Here is a 14,761-nt window from a genome sequence, read left to right as displayed (position 1 = left end):
AGGACAGGACCTTGCGCGTGAACCAGTCCATGATCGCCACGAGATAGAGAAATCCCCGTTTCATGGGAATATATGTGATATCGGAACACCAGACCTGGTTAGGCCGATTGATGACCAGATCCCGTAGCAGATATGGATATTTCCGATGCTCCGGATGGGGCACGGTCGTGCGCGGCTTCTGGTAGATCGCCCGAAGGCCCATGATCGCCATGAGCCGCCGGACCCGCTTGCGGCCCACTTCATGTCCCAGGCGGCGCAGATGCCATGTCATCTGCCGTGAGCCATAATAGGGCGTTTCCAGGAACTGGGCGTCGATCAGCCGCATCAGCTCCAGATTGGCCTCGCTCTGTGGCACAGGCCGATAGTAGACGCCCGACCGGTTGAGTTGCAGCAGCGTGCATTGCCGGATTATCGGCAGACGCGCTCGCTTCGGGTCAATCATCTGCCGCCTCTGATCACGCCCAACCGAGCAGAGGCATCGCGTAAAAAATCCCGTTCCACGAGAAGCTCGCCTATCTTCGCGTGCAGTTTCTCCACATCAGCAGGGCTGACCGGGGGCTCCGCCACCGTCTTCCCGGAGAAGGTCGCCGCCATCCCCTCGATCGCCTGCCGTTTCCACTGGGCGATCATCGTCTGATGCACCCCATGTTTCGAAGCCAGTTCCGCCAGCGTCAGTTCCCCACGGATCGCTTCCAGGGCAACCCGTGATTTGAACTCCGCCGCATACCTCTTGCGCGTAACCTTGCCCATAAAACCCGTTCTCTCTCAGATCGGATTATAGCTTATCGCCCTGTCCGAAAAATGGGGACCACTTCTCACCGACCGTGGTCAAACAGCGCCTGCGGCTGATGACGGTGTCGGACAAGCTGCTGGATATCTACGAGCAGGACGGCATGAAGCTGGAACAGTTGATGGCCTTTTCCATCAGCGATGACCATGCCCGTCAGGAACAGGTCTGGGAGATCGTGTCCCAGAGCCATAACCGCGAACCCTATGTCATCCGCCGCATGCTGACGGAAAAGACCGTGCGGGCTTCGGACGCCCGTGCCCGTTTCGTCGGGCTGGAGGCCTATATCGTAGCGGGTGGTCCCATCATGCGCGACCTGTTCGAGGCCGATGACGGCGGCTGGTTGCAGGATCCGGCCATTCTGGACCGGCTGGTCATGGAAAAGCTGCATGCAGCCGCCGAAGATATCCGTGCAGAGGGTTGGAAATGGGTCGAAACCGCCCTGTCATTCCCATGGGGCCACACACGGCAGTTTGCGGAGATCGATGGCACGGAAATGCCGCTGTCCGATGAGGAGACTGCCCGGCTTGCAGCCCTGCGCGCCGAGCAGGAAAGCATCGAGGCTGAATATGCCCAGGCTGATGAATACCCGGATGAGGTTGATGCAAGGCTGGGCGAGATCGAACAGGCCATCCTTGCCCTCGAAGAACGGCCTCTGGCGTTCGATCCCGCTGACATGGCGCGGGCGGGGGCCTTCGTAAGCCTCGCCAGCGATGGTACGTTGCAGTTGGAGCGGGGGTTTGTGCTCCCCGAGGACATGCCGGCTGAGCCGGAAGAGACCGATGATGCGGGCAACGCCGATCAATACAATTGCCCTGCGTATGATGGGCAGGAGCACGATAGCGCAGGCGATGGTTATCAGGAGGGGAAGAGCGATAGCATCTCTCCCGACGTGGAACCCGAGGAAGAAGACGGGATCAAGCCGCTGCCTGACCGGTTGCTTACCGAACTGACGGCCTGGCGCACGCTCGCCCTGCGGGACGCCTTTGCCAGCAACCCGCACATCGCGCTGACCGAACTGCTGCATACCTTGGTGCGCGATGTTTACTGGCAGACACCGGGTGCGGATTGCCTGGAAGCCTATGTCCGGGAAATCCCGCTGCCGGTCCATTCCTCCGACATGCCAGGCAGCCTGCCAGCCCACGCGCTGCGACAGCGTAACGATGGCTGGAAGCACGATCTGCCGGACGACGAAGACGCGCTGTGGCGCTGGATCGCCGGGCTGGATGATACCAGCCGCATGGCATTGCTGGCGCATTGCCTGTCCTTCGGGATTAACGCGCTCTATGAGCGCATGCCCGCCTATGGTGCGGTGTCCCAGCGCAGCGTGACCGAACGCCTCAAGCGGGCCAATCGACTGGCGTCGGCCCTCAGCCTTGATCTGATTGAGGCTGGCTGGCAGCCCACGGTCGAGAACTATCTCGGCCGGGTGACCAAGGCGCGCATCCTGCAGGCGGTGCGGGATGCACGTGGCGACGAAGCGGCTGACCGCATAGTTCATATGAAGAAGCCCGACATGGCGCGCGAGGCCGAGCGGCTGCTTGATGGTTCGGGCTGGCTGCCCGAGGCGTTGCGGACCGTGGGGCTGGCCGATCAGGCACAGGTTGAAACGGTGACGTCAGGCGGGGATATGGAGGCCATCGCCGCCGAGTGACGCAATGAGTTTTGGAATTGTGAGACAGCGGCTTCCGGTGCCCGGAAGCCGCTTTTTTCGTGTCCGGCATACCGGAAAGAGGGAGAGGTCGGCTTCGCCTTCTGTGCCGAATAACCGGCATAGAGGAGAGTTTTCCATGATCACAACCACCATCCTGTCCCCCGCGTCCCGTGGTGCCGCATCCGGCGGCTTCAGGATCGATCCTTCGCGTGGGGAGCGCAGTGCCCGCGTATCGTCCGAGTGGTTTTCCCGCCCCGATGACGAACGCTATCTGTCGCTGTCCGACCTGCATGCCGCGACCCTGGCGCGAGCAGATCGGGCCACGACCCGCACGGTGGAAAGCCGCGCCATTCGCGTGGAAGCCTCGCGCGACAATGCCGAGCGCCTGACCCTGACTGTACCGGGGCAGCAGGAGCCGATTGCCCCCACACACTGGTCGTTCGGCCAGATGTGCAGTCTGATCAGCGCGCCATCGTCCTACCTGCGTAACCTTCCGGCTCCACTGGCGGCGATCAATCTCCAGCACGGCCTGCTGTCACACCGGGTTGAACTGATCAAAACACTGGAAACCGAGGACGGCCGCGTGGAACTGCGCGCGGTCACCGGGCCAGATTACGGCCGCATCTGGGACCACGAACTGGTCGGCGCGGTGCGGAAAATTGCCGGTGACGGCACAGGTGATACCAACTGGAAGGTGCCCGGTGTCATCGACTGGGCGACCATGACCCATAATCCGTATGTGGATATCACGAAGGAGACGACGACGCTCTACGCATCAGATCGCGATGTTTTTCTGTTCCTCGTGGACGATACACACCCGATTGAGGCCGGACGCCTGCCCAATGGCGATCCCGATCTCTATTTCCGGGGTTTCTATGCGTGGAATTCTGAAGTCGGCAGTAAAAGCCTTGGTATTGCGTCATTTTACCTGCGCGGAGTGTGCCAAAATCGCATGCTCTGGGGCGTCGAAAATTTCGAACAGATCACGATCCGGCATAGCAAGTTTGCAGCATCCCGCTTCGTGCATCAGGCGACACCAGCGCTCCGGAATTTCGCCACGGCCAGCCCGGCCTCGTTTGTTTCCGGTATCCAGGCTTCGCGTCGGGCGCTGGTGGCCAGAACCGATGATGATCGCGAAAGTTTCCTGCGCCGTCGCGGGTTCTCGAAACCGGAAACCGCGAAGATCATCGAAACCGTGCTGCACGAAGAGGGCCGCAAGCCCGAGAGCGTGTTCGATTTCGTGCAGGGGATTACCGCACTGGCACGCACAAAAGCCAATCAGGATACGCGGCTGGATCTGGAAGAAAAGGCCCGCAGGCTGATGGAGCGTGCGTCCTGAAAGCCGCTTTTCTGTATTTCCGCCAATACGTTTTTACGAGCCCGGCCCCTGCGCCGGGCTTTTTTCGTTTCGGGAGTTTTTCCGATGGCTGATTTTTTCACGCATTTTTCCTGCGTGCTCGACGTGGGCACGGTGGACAATGCCGCAAAGGGGCTCGATCTCTACAATGAATTCATGGACGAACTGGCGGCGGAAGACCCGCCCTCTGACGGTTTCATTCTGTCGATCGTGCCTGAATATGGCGGCACGAAACTCTGGATGCACGATGAGACGACCGGAGATCCGCATCAGGTTGTGGAGTTCGTGCTGCGCTGTGCGCGAACATTCCGGTTGCGGGGCCGATGGGGATTCCAGTGGGCCAATACGGCATCCCGCCCCCGGATCGGCGCCTTCAGCGGCGGCGCGCATCTGCTTGACCTTGGCAGGCGCAAAGCGATTTCATGGATGACCACTGATCGCTGGCTGGCGATTGCCCTGGACGGAGGCAATCCCGACACAGGAGGGCAAGGCGATGACTGGACATGATGCTGGGGATCTGGCTCACCGTCTGGCGGAGAACGCGGAGGCGGTATGCCGACGCTATCTGTCCGCCGGTCGCCGTCATGGCAATTACTGGCTGGTCGGTAACGTACGCAACACCCCCGGCCGGTCGCTGTTTGTCCGGCTGCACGATACCGCCAACGGCAGGGCCGGTAAGTGGACCGATGCGCAGTCTGGCGAGCATGGCGACCTGCTTGACGTGATCCGCGAAAGCCTCGGTCTGGTGGATTTCCGCGACGTGGTCGACGAGGCGCGCGCCTTCCTCAGTCTGCCTCGCCCTGATCCGGTGCCGCCGTCACAGGACCGGCCTGCCCGTGAGCGTGGTTCCGCCAGTTCGTCCGAAGCCGCGCGACGGCTCTGGGCCATGTCCGGGCCGATCGCGGGCACGTCCGTAGAAATGTATCTCCGCAGACGCGACATTACGCGTTTGCACGGAACCGCAGCCCTGCACTTCCATCCGCGCTGCTTTTACCGTCCGGACGAGGACAGTCCGACCGAGACCTGGCCCGCCATGATCACCGCCGTCACCGACCTCGACGGCACCCTGACCGGGGTTCATCGGACCTGGCTGGCGGCGGACGGGCGCGGCAAGGCGCCGGTCGATCATCCGCGCCGTGCCCTGGGCGACCTGCTCGGCAATGCCGTGCGCTTTGGCACGGTGTCCGACGTTCTGGCGGCGGGCGAGGGCATCGAGACGGTGCTCTCGCTCCATGAGATCATGCCCGCTCTGCCACTGGCCGCCTGCCTGTCCTCGGCGCATCTCGCCGCCATGATGTTTCCAAATACGCTGCGCCGCCTCTACGTGCTGCGCGATGACGATCCGGCCGGAGACCATGCGGTGACGATCCTGCAGACCCGGACGCAGGAAGCCGGGATCGAGTGCCTCGTGCTGTCACCGCGTCTGGCGGACTTCAACGATGATCTCCGCTACCTCGGGCGTGGCGCGATGCGGGCAATCCTGCATCCCCAGCTTGCCCCGCAGGACGTGGCGCGGTTTCTGCATCCCGTCACGCACTGAGGCGGCCCGGGAAGGGGGTGTGAGGGTCTTCTTCTTTCCGGTGTGCGCAGGGCTGTCCTGTTTCCGGATGGGGCGCGCCCGCGGCCTTTCTGGAAGGGGAGCGGGCGTCAGCCAGGCCGGGCCTGCAATGGCGGAACCGGCTATTTTCCGCCGCGCGTGCCGCGCTTTGCATCGCGAAGCAAAATAGCCGTCTCCCTGCCATCCTCCGCTGCGCTGCGGCCGCGCGTTGCGCGGTTCCGGCCCGGCCTTCGTCTGCCGCTGTCCGCCCCCGGAAAGGCCGCGAGGGGCGCGGCCAGAACCGGAGGACAGACCCATGACCCGCACACAGCACGATTTCGAACCCGCACACGCTACCTCTTCCACCGCTCATGTGCTGGCGGAACTCCAGCTTTACGGCCATCGTCCCTTCGAGGACGAGCCGGACGCGAGGCCGTTGCCCGACGCCAGCCAGATCGAGGGCGCGATTGCCGATATCTTCGATGCCCTGTCAGCCACACTGACCGACACGCGGCTGGAACCTGATCTCGAACCGCTGCTCTGGTCCACCGTCAACGTCTTTCACCGTATGGTCGGGCAGGTGGAGCGTGATCTTGACCGTAACGAGCAGGCGCAGAAACGCAGCCAGCAGGAACAGGATGGCAGCGAGATCCGCTCGGTGGAACTGGAGCGCCTCATCGCCGAGGGGCTGACCCTGCTGGAGCGACGCAATGCCTATGAGATATTCCGCGCCCTCGCCTGCGACCAGTTCGAACGCCTGACGATGTCGCCCTGGCGGCCACGCTCCGGCTCGCTGGTCAGCCGGAGCACCCTGACGGCGTCGATGATCGACAGCCGCGATTTCCTCAACGCCCGCCGCAAGGCCGAAACGGAGCTGCTCGTGCCACCCGGGCCAAAGGTCGCAGTGACCGGCGGGCTCGATTACGAGGACCATCTCCTGATCTGGAACCGGCTGGACAAGGTGCGTGAGAAGCATCCCGACATGGTGCTGCTGCATGGTGGCTCGCCCAAGGGCGCGGAATTCATCGCTTCCCGCTGGGCCGATCATCGCGAAATTCCACAGATTGCCTTCAAACCGGACTGGAACCGGCACGGCAAAGCCGCCCCGTTCCGGCGCAACGACGCCCTGCTGAAAGTCCTGCCCGTCGGCGTCATGGTATTTCCGGGTTCGGGCATTCAGGACAATCTGGCCGACAAGGCGAAGCAGATGGGTATCCCGGTCTGGCGGTTTCAGAAAAAGAATAGTGCCTGACAGGTTGTGAGGAAACCGTGCCGAGAAATCGGCACGGTAGCATAGGGCTACCGTATTGACGGTCTTTCAATGCCTGAAAGATAAGGCATGGCGCGTTTAACCCGGTTCTGCCGTCGATCCCGATCGACAACATTGACCTTATACCTTGAAACACGCCTGATTGACTTAGTGATATCTACAACTTGCTTTTTTTCGGTTTCGGCTGATGAAGCCTTCTTTTCACATTCGGCTTCAATGCGTTTCGAACATCCTTGTCGACGGTTGCAAGATCGAACCACTCGGGATCGAAATGGCCACCACACCAGGCCTTGGTTTCCCGATGCTCGGGATCCTTGAGGGAGCCGATTACCTCCAGAAACTGCTCATAGCCTGGAATGCCGCCGACATCCTCAGGCGGACGGGCTCGCGCGCCGTCAACACAGGTCGCGTGCTGGGGAGCGCTTTCGAGGAAAAGCAGATTTTCGATTTCTACGGTATGGCGCCAGTCGTCGCCAAAATCATAGACGTAGGTGAACGCCGTGCCCGCGTTGCGGAAATCTCGCAACCGGACCTGGCGCTCGTCAAAGACCTGAGGATCGCCGATGGCCGATCCTTCCGCAGCCTCAATGGCATTTCCGTAACGCAGTCCCCCGATCTCGAACTCATGGAGATGATAATTCCACCAGTTAAAGGCCGCCTGGATCGCGAGGTGAAGCTGCTCCAGGTTCCACGCACTAGGCACGACGAGACGCCGCCAGACGGCTGGTTCGATATCGTCGATTGAGACTCTGATCTGCATAGCATTGGGAGGTCCAAACATGGTTTCAAGAAAAATGGTAATTCCTGATAAAGTCAAGAAAGTTGCGTGTGGCGGGGTGTAAGATCAGTGCTGATTTCTCGGCACGGTTTTTACAGAGCGTGGTGGGCATTATTTCCACGACGGTTTGTAAAACCGTCATGATACATGAAGTCTGACGTCTGAGCCGCAATGACGTCGGGCTCCCCAGTTCCTGCGCACCTGATGGCGGTAGGCACGTTCGCCCGCCCCCTGGAAGTCCCCGCCCGGAGAACCGGCGGGACGGAGTTCGATGGCAGCCCCGTGTGTCTGCGGGGACGGTCCATGGGGATGAAACGCCCGCGCCAACCCCATCGGTGAAAGGGCCGGGACGGCAGGCAGCGAACGAGGGATCATCCGGCCCGCTCTAACGGGATGCGCTTGTGCCGGGAGCGGGGGCCTGTCGCACCGCACGGGCAACCCTGCCCATGAGCGGGTGAAAAGGGGGCGTAACATCGGGGACGGCAAAAACGACCACCGGACGGGGCCAGTTTCCCAAAATGCCAGCGTGACAGTCTCGCGCCAGATCGCATCGTCCCCCCACCTGTCGGACCGGTCATGCCGGCATCGTATCTCTTTGGGGCTGGCGGGTCCGCACACCATGGCCTCTGTCGGATGGCTGATCTAGCCGAAGACCGGCTGCGCCTCGATCGGCTGGCCGCAACGGCGTTCCAGAACTTTCTTCCCCTGCCGGCTGCGCCGTCATTCCTCGCGAAACAAGAAAGTTCCGGCCCTGCCGTCCTCCGCTGCGCTTCGGCCCCGAGGGGTGCTCTGCCGCTCGCCTCCGGCTGGTCGATCGCCATCGAGGCCACGGTGGTCGCGGCCCGATAACAGCATGGAGATACGACAATGGCTAACATCGGTTCCTTCAAGAAGGTGGGCGAAGGCTTCGAAGGCGAAATCGTCACCCTGGCCCTGCAGGCCCGCAACGTCCGTCTGGTGGCCGAAACCAACCGCGCCAACGACAACGCCCCCAACTACCGCGTCTACCTCGGACGGGTAGAACTCGGTGCCGCCTGGACCCGCCGCTCCAGCGAAGGCCGCACCTATCTGAGTCTGAAGCTGGACGATCCCTCCTTCGCCGCCCCGATCTTCGCCAACCTGTTCACCGACGAGGAGGGCGAGGGCTACTCGCTCATCTGGACCCGGCCCCGCAGCCGGAACGGGGAGTAAGCGCCCCACCACCAACCCCGCCCGGTCTCCCCGGGCGGGGCCTTCCGGGCTTTCATTTTCCCACGTGCTTTTCCGGGGCGCGGGCGGCAGTGCAGGTCGCCCGACGTGAGACGCAGGAGGAACACGGGGCTTTCCCTCAGCCTTCCCATTGTACCATGCGCGAGGGCGAACCGCGTCAAGGACGCGTGGTCCCCCCAATTTTGCCCGATGCACCCTTCGGGCGCACCGCACAAAATCGGCTCCCCCACACGCCGGCAAGCCGGTCGCCTTCGGCGATCCCTGACCCGGTCCACCCCGGCATGAGCCGTCCGTCCTGTCTTCGAAAAACGAAAGGAGCAGGACGATGACCACGCTACACGACCAGATCCAGATGCTGCGCGCCGAACTGACCAGCTTTCACCTGAGCCGCCGCGAGCGCCGGCAGATCGAGCGCGAACTGAACGAGGCGCTTGCACGATGCGCAACAGAGCGCCACGACGAGACGGCCCCCGCATAGAGCGGGGGTCTTTTTGCATGGTCGCCAATACAATCGGGAACCAGACGCCGACTCTCTTTCGGTATCCCCCTGAAAGAACGATGTTGAATATCCACAAAGCGACTATTATAGTCGTATTTCTGGTGTGCAGGCTCCGCGTGTCGGATGTGATCGTGGATGATCACTGGCCGACAGGTAAGGGCGGCACGGGCACTCCTGAACTGGACACAGGAAAGGCTCGCTGAAAAGGCCCTCGTAGCATTGACCGCGCTCAAGCGCCTAGAATCCGAACGCGGTCTGGGCGTTCATGAGGGCACGATCGATCAGGTCCGTCGCGCGCTGGAAGCGGCGGGCATTCTGTTCATCGAGTCCGGACAGGGACGCGGCGTCATGTTTCTTAACGAGACTTCCGATATCCAGACGCGGCAGGGTAGGGGGCGTAGTCGGGCGGAATCGCCCTGATCTGTTCCGTTCATGTCATTCCTTCCCCGTTGGGCGTGCTGATTTCTGGCGGGGTCATGCAAACCTGGCCGGTCGGCAATCCCGATCTTTGTTATCGAACCGATCTGGCAGCGGTATCGTGAGGAACCGCCATGACCGACCCGTCTTTCCTTGACCATCCCCCTCTCACCGAACGGGTAAACGCCTACGACGAAGCGCATCTCGGGCTTTACCTGCGCCTTCTGGTCGCGGACGAGGAAGGGGCGGACTGGCGCGAAGTCGTTGCGGTGCTGTTCGAAATTGACCCGGTTCGCGAACCGCTGCGTGCGAAAGCCGTTCATGGCAGGCATCTGGCACGGGCGCGCTGGATGAGCGAAGCCGGTTTCCAGTATCTGCTGCAACCGCGCCTGCAATAGCCGGGCTTCGCCCCGGCACCCGCATCTGCCCTGCGCTTCTCTCCCCGATAAAAAATCAGGGTCTATGCACTCCCGCTCCCGCTCTGGCTGATGGAAGCTTCCCCTTTTGCCGCATGGGGGGACAGACAGGGAGGCCCGCATGCCAACACCTTTATGGCGTTCACCGGAACTGCGCGACCATATCAGCCGTCTGGACCGCTCCGGTTTCGCCGTCGAATTTCTCCGCCGTAACACCACCTATCGCCGCGACTATGCCCGCCTGCAACGGCGGATCGGCCGTCGGGGCGTGGATTCCGCCGCCGAGTGCGCGGCGTTCTCCCGACGCTGGGGGCTCTGCTTTTGTCCATGCGCCCGATGAACCCGTCCCTCAGGGGCGCATGATCTGGCGGCCCGAGGTTTCACCGGCCACACTGATCCTCACGCCCGCGCCATCGGATTTCGCCATCGTGACCCCGATCAATCCGGCGGTGCTTGGAACCCTTCTGGCCCGTCATGATGCGGAAGACGACGCGTGGTTGGTGATCGGCGATGTGGCTGGCAATCTTTACCTTCGGCTTCTGAGCCCGCTGGCTATCGTTCGACCCGCCGTGCTCCTGCCGATGGACGACGCCGCTGAACTGCGTCTCGACGTGGCGCTGCGTTTCTTTCGCAGGCAGCGCGGCCAGCGCGTTGGCCTGCTTCCGCGCGCCCTCCAGTTGACCCCGTTGCAACGTGCGCGGCAGATACTGCTCCTTCTCGCCTTCGATATTCACGAAGCGGGCGGCACCGTCCGCGATATCGCCATTGCGGCCAATCGTTCATGGCAGGCGGATTTACCGGCGGTCGAATGGCGCAACACGGCGGCGCGTCGCCATGCGGAGCGCCTGCTTCTTGACGCCCGGAACCGGGTCAAAGGCGGTTATCTGGATTTTCTACGCGGAAAATAGTGCTGCCTGTTTTCGCTCCTTCCCGCTGCGATCCCCCATTTTCCCCACGCTGCTTCACGCCCGGCTCCGCGCGGTATCGCCCATGCACGTCCCGGTACACGAAGGGTGGACACTGAGTCTGAAAAATCTTCGTCCACCCCCAACGCCTGCTTTCTTCGCCACCGTCATCCCGATCCGCCGCATCATTCCTGCGGCGCTTCGAGACCAGATGGAGGCATACCATGCTCGACAGACACGCGCCGTCACCGGCACGCTACCTGCGCACACATCAGGCCGCGCAGATTCTAGGCCTTTCTCCCCGCACGCTGGAAAAATACCGCTGCCATGGCAGTGGTCCGACCTTCCGCAAGCTTGGCGGTCGTGTCGTCTACCTGATCGACGACCTCGACGCCTGGGCTACCGCCAGCGCCTGCCGGTCCACCTCTGATCCGAATTATGACGAGGCCCGCTCTGCCGGCCTTAATCGCCGGTGAGGGGAGGATGGACATGCAGGCCCGCCACATCCTCACGGCCAGTGAGCGCAGCAGGCTCCTGCCGTTCGTTGTCGCCAGCGGCGAGATCAGTCCGCGCGACCAGCGCGATCTGATGGAGCGACCGTTTTTCTCCCTGTCCAAAACGAAGCGCACGACGCCAATCCTCTACGCAGTAGGGGACACGCGCGTTGAGGTGTTCGGGATGCCCGAGCACGGCATGGCGACGATCTGGGACGCTGACGTGCTGATCTGGGCCGCCAGCCAGATTGTCGAGGCGGAAAATCTCGGCCTGACAACGTCACGCTTCCTGCGCTTCACTCCCTATCAGCTGCTCACCGGTATCGGCCGACAGACCGGGGCGCGGGATTATGGGCTGCTCAGGGCGGCACTTGCCCGGCTCCAGTCCACCGTGGTCGCCACCACGATCCGCAACGGCCAGAACTGGCGACGGCAGCAGTTTTCCTGGATTACCGAGTGGGAAATCTGCGCCAGCCGGAACGGTCGCGCCGCTGGTGTCGAGATCGTCATTCCGGAATGGCTCTATCGTGGCGTGATCGACCGTTCGCTGGTGCTGGCCATCGACCCGGCCTATTTCCGGCTGACGGGCGGCATCGAGCGCTGGCTTTACCGCGTGGCCCGCAAACACGCGGGTCGTCAACCTACCGGCTGGACTTTCGAGATCGGGCATCTGCACCAGAAATCCGGCAGCCTGATGCGTCCCTCGGACTTTGCCATCCAGATCCGGCGTGCCGCCGCCAGCCAGCCCTTGCCAGGCTATCGCCTGAACATTGAACGTGCTGGCGCGCGCGAGTTACTGCGCATCCTGCCAACTGATTTATCCACACATCCTGTGGATAACTATGCGAATGGTATCGGGACTTCACACGCATCCACTATCGGGACATCACACGCAGGACTATCGGGACTTCACACGCACAAACCCCAGCTAAGTCTTTGGCCTGAAACGGTGATTCCGGCCCTTAACTTATCTAACTTAGAATCTAACTCTTATGTTGATGGGAAGCGCCGTTCTGCGGATAACCCCTCTTGCCCGTCCATTGCCCCCTTCAAGGGGCCGGGAGTAGGGCCATGACCAGACAGTCTCCTATCTCCCACCGGCATCCGGCGGCACTGACGCATGTCGAACTGACCTGGATCGACAGGCGCATCGAACACTGGCTGCGCTTCGGGCATTGCAGTGACGAGCAGATACTCGATGACCGCCGCCGCATTTCCAGTTTCGCGCCAGGAAGTGTTTTCGCCTTTGTGCGCTGGGCGTCCAATGACCTCGGTATCACCGTCTCCCGGCTGGATATCGTGCGCGCGGTCAGGGCTGGCGAAGTGTTCCAGACTTTGCCGTTCGTGCGTCCCGGCGGCGAAATCCTCCTGCGTGTCGATAGCTGGCCACGGGTCGAACATGTGCTCCGGGCGGTCGACGCCATTGAGGCACTGGGTCTCGATCCGGCGGATGCAGCGCCCGAATACTGGCGGCATCTGCACCATCGCATTACGGCCGGACATGAGCCGCGTGCCTATACGCGCGAGCAACATTCAGCATGGCTCAAGCGGCGGCAGGTGACGTCATGACCCGGCGTGGCTGGTTCTTTGCGACCTATTTCGCCGTGCTCGGTGTGGGCGCGTCAATGGTCGTTCATCCTGCGCCACGCCTGATCTGGAACGAGACGGCGAGCGTGCCCGTCGGGTTGTACCGATTGCACCCGGTTCCCGCGCCGCATGTCGGTGATCTGGTTGCTGTCCGTCTGCCCGAGCGCGAGGCGATGCTGCTGGCGCGTCGGGGGTATCTGCCGTCTGGCGTGCCCCTGCTCAAGCCCGTAGCGGCTGTCGCGGGGCAGTCCGTGTGCCGTACGGGACAACGCATCACCATCGACGGGCAATTCGCTGGCGACGCGCAATCCGTCGATCACCGTGGCCGTCCGCTCCCCTTCTGGCAGGGCTGCCATCGTCTCGATTCCGGCCAGATTTTTGTCATGAACACGGCTGAACCACGCAGTCTCGATGGTCGGTATTTCGGCCCGTTGCCCGTTTCCACCGTCATCGGTCGTGCCACCCCGGTCTGGCTTCCATCCGGGAGTAACCAGCCTGCCATCGTGACCACCAACCCGTCTCCGAAAGGGCAATGAAATGGCACAGATCGGTCTTTTCACGCGCACGAAAACCGGTTTTGCCGGGCGCATTCGCACCCTCACCGTGGCGCAGGATATCCTTCTCGTTCCGGCTGAGTTTTCCGACGCCGAACATGCCTCGGATTACCGCATCCATCTCACCGATGCCGATGGCCCGGAGGTTGGTGCTGGCTGGAAACGCACCGGCGAGAGGGCTGGTGAATACATCGCCGTAGCCCTCGACGACCCCGCCTTTGCACAACCGATCCGGGCCAATCTCTTCCGTGCCGGTGGGGAGCGTGCGGTTTGGGTGCTGAACTGGACGCGTCCGTCACGACGTGTCGAACGCGGGGAATGAGACGATGCGACGCATCTTCTTCCTCGCTGTTGGTGTCATTGCAATCGGCGTATCGGGCGCACCTGACCTGTCATGGGCGGCATCGGTTCCAGCGCCCGCTGACACCGATCCTTATGGTGCCGTGATCGCTGAAGCCGTGCAGCGCTTCGACATTCCCGCCACATGGATACGGGCCGTAATGAGCGCTGAGAGCGGTGGTGATATTAGCGCGATTTCATCAAAAGGCGCGCTCGGCCTCATGCAGATCATGCCCACGACCTGGAGCGACCTTCGTACCCGTTACGGGCTGGGAAGCGATCCGTTCGATGTGCATGACAACATTCTTGCAGGCGCTGCGTTCCTGCGCGAGATGCATGATCGCTATGGCTCTCCGGGCTTTCTGGCAGCCTATAACGCCGGGCCGGGGCGCTATGAGGACTACCGTGATCGGCAACGTCCGCTGCCACCCGAAACGCGCGCCTATGTCGCCGGATTGCTGCCCCTGATCGGTCAGGGCGGTGTAGATCCATTGCTGCTGGTTTCGCATCCCGACCCGCTGTTCTGGACCAGCGCGCCGATTTTTGCCGCGCAGTCGGACGATGCGGGGAAAGGCGTTCCGGTTGCAATGAAGCTGCCGCCGAATGGTGTTCGAAGTGACATCATCGCGCATGGTCTTGCGCCTGTCAGGCCGCTTTCCGGTGGGTTGTTCGTCGTCTCTTCCGCATCACGAGCGATGCCATGAATGCGCGTCCAGGCATCATTTCCTCTACCGGTATGCGGTGGTTCGCGCAGGGCAATCGGGGCAGGGACCAGCATCGCGGATTGGGTGCTGGCAGGGTGGAACAGGCACTTTGGGGTGGGGTTAAGGAGAGGCGAGATAAAAGGGCGCACATTGCGCCTCGGTTGGGGTGTTGGTTTTTCTGTGTTTTTTCTGCCTTCCGACAATGTTCCGCCCTTACCGGCAATGTTTGCCGACCCCGTATTTCGTTGTTGCTC

The 14,761-nt window shown here is 62.2% G+C and carries 19 protein-coding genes and 1 pseudogene; 18 read left to right on the top strand and 2 right to left on the bottom strand.

Annotated features, from left to right (window positions below):
• Positions 1-750, bottom strand: a pseudogene (locus tag CFR78_RS13695) (IS3 family transposase); the annotation flags it as partial.
• A gap of 98 nt (positions 751-848) precedes the next feature.
• Between CFR78_RS13695 and CFR78_RS13690 the strand changes: the two are divergent.
• The 5 genes from CFR78_RS13690 (at position 849) to CFR78_RS13670 (ending at position 6,587) form a co-directional block, all read left to right on the top strand.
• A complete protein-coding gene (locus tag CFR78_RS13690; protein ID WP_258366150.1) occupies positions 849-2,441 on the top strand; it encodes a chromosome partitioning protein ParB in 1,593 nt (530 codons plus the stop codon).
• Positions 2,442-2,577: 136 nt separating this feature from the next.
• Positions 2,578-3,780 (top strand): DUF932 domain-containing protein, encoded by a 1,203-nt coding sequence (locus tag CFR78_RS13685; protein WP_110581269.1) that lies wholly within the window; start codon positions 2,578-2,580, stop codon positions 3,778-3,780.
• 84 nt (positions 3,781-3,864) lie between these two features.
• Positions 3,865-4,305 (top strand): hypothetical protein, encoded by a 441-nt coding sequence (locus CFR78_RS13680; protein ID WP_034932795.1) that lies wholly within the window; start codon positions 3,865-3,867, stop codon positions 4,303-4,305.
• Positions 4,292-5,338, top strand: coding sequence for a DUF7146 domain-containing protein (locus tag CFR78_RS13675; RefSeq protein WP_034932798.1), 1,047 nt, complete (start codon positions 4,292-4,294; stop codon positions 5,336-5,338). Before CFR78_RS13680 ends, CFR78_RS13675 begins: the two co-directional genes overlap by 14 nt.
• A gap of 313 nt (positions 5,339-5,651) precedes the next feature.
• On the top strand, positions 5,652-6,587 hold the full coding sequence (locus CFR78_RS13670; RefSeq protein WP_034932802.1) for a DUF2493 domain-containing protein: 936 nt from the start codon (positions 5,652-5,654) through the stop codon (positions 6,585-6,587).
• Between the two features lie 175 nt (positions 6,588-6,762).
• Here CFR78_RS13670 and CFR78_RS13665 read toward each other — a convergent pair whose 3' ends face one another.
• A complete protein-coding gene (locus CFR78_RS13665; protein WP_239015994.1) occupies positions 6,763-7,365 on the bottom strand; it encodes a plasmid pRiA4b ORF-3 family protein in 603 nt (200 codons plus the stop codon).
• A gap of 651 nt (positions 7,366-8,016) precedes the next feature.
• Here CFR78_RS13665 and CFR78_RS13660 point away from each other — a divergent pair.
• The 13 genes from CFR78_RS13660 (at position 8,017) to CFR78_RS13600 (ending at position 14,507) form a co-directional block, all read left to right on the top strand.
• Complete coding sequence (locus CFR78_RS13660; protein WP_034932806.1) at positions 8,017-8,232, top strand: hypothetical protein; 216 nt, start codon at positions 8,017-8,019, stop codon at positions 8,230-8,232.
• Positions 8,233-8,250: 18 nt separating this feature from the next.
• A complete protein-coding gene (locus tag CFR78_RS13655; RefSeq protein WP_034930119.1) occupies positions 8,251-8,574 on the top strand; it encodes a DUF736 domain-containing protein in 324 nt (107 codons plus the stop codon).
• A 343-nt stretch (positions 8,575-8,917) separates the two neighbouring features.
• On the top strand, positions 8,918-9,070 hold the full coding sequence (locus CFR78_RS16355; RefSeq protein ID WP_166498132.1) for a hypothetical protein: 153 nt from the start codon (positions 8,918-8,920) through the stop codon (positions 9,068-9,070).
• Between the two features lie 156 nt (positions 9,071-9,226).
• Positions 9,227-9,511 carry a helix-turn-helix domain-containing protein gene (locus CFR78_RS13645; protein ID WP_034932808.1) on the top strand — a complete coding sequence of 95 codons (285 nt, stop codon included), beginning with the start codon at positions 9,227-9,229 and terminating at the stop codon, positions 9,509-9,511.
• 131 nt (positions 9,512-9,642) lie between these two features.
• Complete coding sequence (locus CFR78_RS13640) at positions 9,643-9,906, top strand: hypothetical protein (protein WP_034932810.1); 264 nt, start codon at positions 9,643-9,645, stop codon at positions 9,904-9,906.
• Between the two features lie 139 nt (positions 9,907-10,045).
• Entirely contained in the window at positions 10,046-10,264 is a 219-nt protein-coding gene (locus CFR78_RS16455; protein ID WP_075595803.1) for a transcriptional regulator domain-containing protein, read from the top strand.
• 19 nt (positions 10,265-10,283) lie between these two features.
• On the top strand, positions 10,284-10,832 hold the full coding sequence (locus CFR78_RS13630; RefSeq protein WP_223846632.1) for a DUF2285 domain-containing protein: 549 nt from the start codon (positions 10,284-10,286) through the stop codon (positions 10,830-10,832).
• Positions 10,833-11,053: 221 nt separating this feature from the next.
• On the top strand, positions 11,054-11,305 hold the full coding sequence (locus CFR78_RS13625) for a helix-turn-helix transcriptional regulator (RefSeq protein ID WP_084149793.1): 252 nt from the start codon (positions 11,054-11,056) through the stop codon (positions 11,303-11,305).
• A 7-nt stretch (positions 11,306-11,312) separates the two neighbouring features.
• Positions 11,313-12,398, top strand: coding sequence for a replication initiator protein A (locus CFR78_RS13620; protein ID WP_197713592.1), 1,086 nt, complete (start codon positions 11,313-11,315; stop codon positions 12,396-12,398).
• Positions 12,395-12,892, top strand: a complete 498-nt coding sequence (locus CFR78_RS13615; RefSeq protein WP_034932813.1) for a DUF2840 domain-containing protein — start codon at positions 12,395-12,397, stop codon at positions 12,890-12,892. Before CFR78_RS13620 ends, CFR78_RS13615 begins: the two co-directional genes overlap by 4 nt.
• Positions 12,889-13,446 carry a S26 family signal peptidase gene (locus tag CFR78_RS13610; protein ID WP_084149795.1) on the top strand — a complete coding sequence of 186 codons (558 nt, stop codon included), beginning with the start codon at positions 12,889-12,891 and terminating at the stop codon, positions 13,444-13,446. The genes CFR78_RS13615 and CFR78_RS13610 overlap by 4 nt, the downstream gene beginning before the upstream one ends.
• 1 nt (position 13,447) lies before the next feature.
• Complete coding sequence (locus tag CFR78_RS13605) at positions 13,448-13,786, top strand: DUF736 domain-containing protein (RefSeq protein WP_034932818.1); 339 nt, start codon at positions 13,448-13,450, stop codon at positions 13,784-13,786.
• A gap of 4 nt (positions 13,787-13,790) precedes the next feature.
• Positions 13,791-14,507 (top strand): lytic transglycosylase domain-containing protein, encoded by a 717-nt coding sequence (locus tag CFR78_RS13600; RefSeq protein WP_034932820.1) that lies wholly within the window; start codon positions 13,791-13,793, stop codon positions 14,505-14,507.
• Positions 14,508-14,761 lie beyond the last annotated feature (254 nt).

The sequence above is a fragment of the Komagataeibacter rhaeticus genome (assembly GCF_003207855.1).
In the GTDB taxonomy this organism is placed as follows: domain Bacteria; phylum Pseudomonadota; class Alphaproteobacteria; order Acetobacterales; family Acetobacteraceae; genus Komagataeibacter; species Komagataeibacter rhaeticus.
Note: the sequence above shows the minus strand (reverse complement) of the source record. Positions and strands in the feature narration are given on the sequence as shown.